Genomic DNA, 4918 nt, shown 5'->3' with positions numbered 1-4918 from the left:
ATCAATAAAGAGTTTGCGGTTGTTTTATCCTATAGACCTACGGATTTAAGGTGCAAATCCGTGTTAATTTACACCATCAATTTACATTAAACTTTCAATTAAAACATCTATTTCTATTTGACTTGATAAAATTACAACAAGAAGACTCTATTTTTAAAACAAGATCATTTTACAAAAAAAACTTATTTTGTTTGATTAACTTTGCAGGCACGGATGCCAAAACTAAATTGGCATATAGTACTTAAAAAATAGTTTTTAATATGCCCAGTAAAAGAAAAAAAATAGTCCAACACCTACACAAGTGTATCAAACATGATTTTGGTTTCTACAACCCTGAATGGAAATGGGATTCTTTACCAGATGATATTCGGGATAACTACGACTTAATTAAAAACACACTTGACAAATGGGAAAATGATGGTTGTATTGAAGTTTACAGTAAAGACAACATTAGATACATTAAAATTATTAAAGTACCGCAATTATAAGCTACTTTTAATTTCATTTATCGTTAGGGTAATTTGTTTGTTAATTTTAAGATCATCTTTAAAAGAATCAATAATTGGACTTAATAAGGCAAGTAAGTTGCTAATAGATAATTCAATAATTAATTCTTGCCCTGAACTATCATCCCAAAATTCTACATATTCATTACTTTTTTCAAAATCAAAACCGTGATAGTCTCTTACTAGTCCTGATCTATCTCTAATCGCTTTTAAAAATTTAAGAAAATCATTTAAAGGAAGAGTAAATAAATAGCTTAATAACGGAGAATACTTTTCATCTATAAAGTTGTATATATTTGGTAATTCCATATCTAAAAATTAATAACTTGATGAAAACTTAATATTTCTTTTGTTGTAGGGTCTAGATATTCTTTAAATTTTATTCCATTACCTATTTAATACCTGGTTTTGATTTATGTCTTGATACTATTATAGCATCCTCCGTAATGGCATAATCTCCACCGACTTTCCATATATCGAAATAATAATCAAAATTAATTCCAGTATTTATTAAAGGGCTTCCCAAATACCAAACAAGTTGATAATTTCGAGCTAAACCAAAATAAGCTTCAAAAAGAGTTTCTATTTTAGGTGTAGTAATTAATCGATTATCAAACAGGTGATCTTCTATAACATCAATATATTCCTCGTTTTGCCAAAAACTCATTTTAGCGTTCAAAACATCATCAATCTTATCAACATAATACACTTTGTTTTTTAAATATTCCTCTAAATCATCTCCTTTGAAAAGTAATCTTTTAGAGGTAATATCATTGATCGTTTTTTCAACTAGAAAATCTTTGATATGATCAATCTTATCAAGAAAACTTTCTTTTGAGTAATATGTAGCAAGTCTTTCAGCAAGGAGTACTGCATTAGGAAAAGAATTAAAAACATTGCTTATTTCTTCTAGAGATACTTCTTTTCCATCATCGTTATTCATTAAAAGAGTATAAAAATGACTTTTATCAAAATCTTTTTCTCCTTTACAATAACTTATCCAATCTTGTAATTCTAAACTCATTTTTAATTAGTTAGAAGAGGTGGCAATAAGTCTGGATCAATATCCCATCTCTTAATTAACTCTGGTAAGGCACTATTAAAATCATTTAATGAACTACTATTAATAATGATGTCTTGCAACTCATTATGAAAAGTTTTTGACCCTGGTCCAGAAACTATTTTTCCTTCTGCATTTTCAATTGAATGAGCAAAAGGCTCACCTGTTTTGGGGTTAGTCCCTTTCAATTCTAATGTTTTTGTTCTAAAACGATGAACTTCATCCATAGAAACACCCCATTCTTTAAATCTTCTTGATTCACAAACCATACACCACTCATGATATTCCGCTGGCCATCTTATTCTTCGTTGTAAAGTTTTATTAAGTTTTGAATCTTCCCAGACTAAATCAAATTCTTCTAAGGTTAATCCATCGAACCACTTAGTAAAGCCCTTGCTATTTGTTGGTATTTTTCCATTAACCAATATTTTATCAATGGATCTTGATAATTTTTGAGAGAACTCAATAATCTCTCCTGTCTTTAGGTTACGAAGTTTTGAAATTTTAATTTTTGCCTCTGTAATAAACTGGCTAGCGCCACCTTCACCCCATTTAGGAAAACTTCTTGTTAATACCTCTAAATATTTACTTTCATTCCATTTAGCCTTAGGGAATTTTACTTTACCTACTAATTGCGATCCACTAAACTCAGCAACCCAAACAGCATCTGTCCACTCCCCATTAAGTTGCATTTTAGATATCGCTTCAACTGGATCATCAAATTTATCTGCTGAAAAGTAGGTCGTATAACCCGAAGGGATTTCTCCTGTCTTTTTTAGATTATCTAAGTAACCCGCTTGAGAACCAATATTTCTATATAATGTACGCTCTTTAACAAGTTCTGAGGCAATATCATCTAGGCTTTTTCCTTTCCTTAATAATTCAGCACCTTCTTCTCCAAATCTTTTGACAACAACAGCTAAAGCACCTGCATTATTTTTTCCATATTTTTGTGTAATCTGATTTAGAAAATCTTGTCCATAATTTTTTCTAACAAATTCTCTCGCAGATTCAATAACGTCATCAATTTTTTCACCTAATTTAAGCGCTAATTTTTTACTTCCATCAGCAGCTTCGACTATCGCCAACTCTGCGGTTTCTTCAACGCCATTAGCTCCTTCGCGGTAGGTAATTTCACCGATTTCTTGGACTATTTCAGTTGATGTTTTTAATAAATCGTCTACAATTAATACACCATCATCAGCAAAACGACCAATTTCTATAATCGTATTTATATTCAATGCATAAGTGACGATCTTGTTTTTGTCAATCTTAAGTTTTTTACCTAAAGCAAAAACTAACTGCCTTCCTCCTTTACCTAGTTTTTTAAGTCCTTGTAATGTTTTTGAGGTTAACTTTCCTGTTTTAGCCAATATTTTCAGCTCTTCCAACCCAATAAACAAACTAACAATATCAAAAACTAATTTCCCTTGTAGATACCTTCCTTCTGCATCAAACTTACCAATATTATGTTTGTATTTGCTAAACTCAGCTTTTAGGGTTTGACCCACGTGTGATGCTGCATTTTTTAAAGCACCTTCAGTTGTAAAAATCTCTCCAATTAAAGTCAAAGTACTTATAGTTTGCTCTCTAATTTGTGCCGCTTCGTCTGTTAAAAAAATAGGACTTAAAGGGCTCCAAGCTCCTGAAAATTTAGCCAAATCAACTCCTAAATCTACAATTTCCCAAATACCATCAATAAACCCTGCGGCATAAGCTGCTGGATAATATTTCTCATGATTCCAAAGGCATTTTGGTACAATGGTGCCTTTCTTTTGCTCTTTTATTTCTTCGCCACAAGCTCTACCAAACTCTAATAATAACTTTAAAATATCATAAGTACTATAACCACTGATAAGTTCCTTGTCTATTCCTGGTACATAAGCTTTGTATTCTTCTAATAAAACATCTAAATGATCCGAAGCACTAACAATAGCTTTTCCTACCGCCATTGAAACATCAAAAGTTAATATCTTATTAAAGAATTCAACATATTGATTTCTATTTAGATCAAGGTTGCCAAAGTAATCTGAAGCAAAATTAATTTTGTATTGAACTTCCTTCTTCTCTAAATCGTAATGAGTCCATAGATAATACCCATAATTAATATTAGATAGTTCTGCTTTCAGGGCATCGAAATCTTCTTTTGAAATCTTAGAATGTGTAACAATCAGATTTTTGTTTTCCCCAATAGATACCCGAATAGGTTCACTATTCGCTTTTGCAAATTCTTCTGAAGAAAATATTTTTTGAGCATCAAAATTAGCAAAGCCTTCAACGGTTTTTAAATCACTAGTATCTGCAGTTGCCGGATTGTAGGATAAACTACCATCGAAATATCCATCGGAACTTGCTACAACTCCCTGATTTTCTCCTACATTCAATCGTTCTTCAAGATTTTCTGTAGCTGTATTTAAATCTTTTTGGCGCTTTTTAATAGAGTCTTTAAGTTCAGTAGCTTCTTGTTTGAGTTTTTTCTTCTTTTCTTCATTATCCTCTTTTTTTATCTCCTCATTTAGAGCATCAAGTCCATCTTTAGCCTCCTTAACTTCTTCTTTCTCTTTATCATATTGAGCAACTTCATTTTCATAAGCTTTCTTTTCTTCTTCGGTGATTTTACTTTTTTCGAATAAATCACCAATTTTATTCTTGATTTTTTCGATGCGTTCACCTATAATTTCTATAACATCCTCCAACACCTCCAACTCATCACTAATATCATCAACATCTCCCCAATCTTTATCATAATCCGTTTCTACAACGCCTTCGATTAATTGGTAATCGGAGTTGAGTTTGATGTTATTAAAAATCACTTTAATTCGGGTGTCGGCTAGGTAGGGCACTGTTATAAATCCCCAACCGCTATAGGTGCCATTGGCTCCTAATACTGGCGCTCCAGATCCTGGCTCGCCCGATACGCGATTCCCTTGGGCTATAAATTTTACGGTGACCGGGAAATCCCCTGCCGTAAATACTTCATTGACCCCCAAACGCTCTAAAGGCTCTTGATTATTGATTTGTATGTTAGGTAAAATACCACACTGGTAACCCGAGGCTTGGTCATTACTACTTGCCGTGGTAAATTCCTGAATATTGCCATAAGCAAAACCGCCATTGGGGCGACATCTTCCACCTACTCTAAACTCGTAAGTCGTGGCTTTTTCTAAATTAAAAATAGTGGCTTGCTCGCTAAAGGTCTTGATTTCGAACCAAGGACTGCCTCCGTCCACCGCTTTAATACCAGAATAGGAGGCATTTTTTGAACCTTTGTTCTTTTTTCTCTTTTTTCCGTTTCTTTTGGTTTCTTTAGTTTCGTTTGTTTGTGTATAGGCCTTTTTTTTACGGTACTGCA

General features: G+C 32.7%; 3 protein-coding genes and 1 pseudogene. 1 reads left to right on the top strand and 3 read right to left on the bottom strand.

The genetic code is table 11. The annotated features are described in order from the left end of the window. Positions 1 to 260 precede the first annotated feature (260 nt). A complete protein-coding gene (locus tag KQA_RS0218020) occupies positions 261 to 488 on the top strand; it encodes a hypothetical protein (protein WP_010183032.1) in 228 nt (75 codons plus the stop codon). Here the strand turns inward: KQA_RS0218020 and KQA_RS0218015 are convergent. The 3 genes and pseudogenes from KQA_RS0218015 to KQA_RS20625 form a co-directional block, all read right to left on the bottom strand. Further along, entirely contained in the window at positions 483 to 815 is a 333-nt protein-coding gene (locus KQA_RS0218015) for a hypothetical protein (protein WP_010183031.1), read from the bottom strand. The genes KQA_RS0218020 and KQA_RS0218015 overlap by 6 nt on opposite strands. A gap of 82 nt (positions 816 to 897) precedes the next feature. Beyond that, a complete protein-coding gene (locus KQA_RS0218010; RefSeq protein ID WP_010183029.1) occupies positions 898 to 1530 on the bottom strand; it encodes a hypothetical protein in 633 nt (210 codons plus the stop codon). A gap of 2 nt (positions 1531 to 1532) precedes the next feature. After that, a pseudogene (locus KQA_RS20625) lies at positions 1533 to 4918 on the bottom strand (hypothetical protein); the annotation flags it as partial.

The sequence above is a fragment of the Aquimarina agarilytica ZC1 genome, assembly GCF_000255455.1.
Taxonomy (GTDB): domain Bacteria; phylum Bacteroidota; class Bacteroidia; order Flavobacteriales; family Flavobacteriaceae; genus Aquimarina; species Aquimarina agarilytica.
Note: the sequence above shows the minus strand (reverse complement) of the source record. Positions and strands in the feature narration are given on the sequence as shown.

What these genes read in the sequence shown, in the direction of transcription:
- KQA_RS0218020 (WP_010183032.1), top strand. Translation starts at nt 261, where the DNA reads ATGCCCAGTAAAAGAAAAAAAATAGTCCAACACCTACACAAGTGTATC.
- KQA_RS0218015 (WP_010183031.1), bottom strand. Translation starts at nt 815, where the DNA reads ATGGAATTACCAAATATATACAACTTTATAGATGAAAAGTATTCTCCG.
- KQA_RS0218010 (WP_010183029.1), bottom strand. Translation starts at nt 1,530, where the DNA reads ATGAGTTTAGAATTACAAGATTGGATAAGTTATTGTAAAGGAGAAAAA.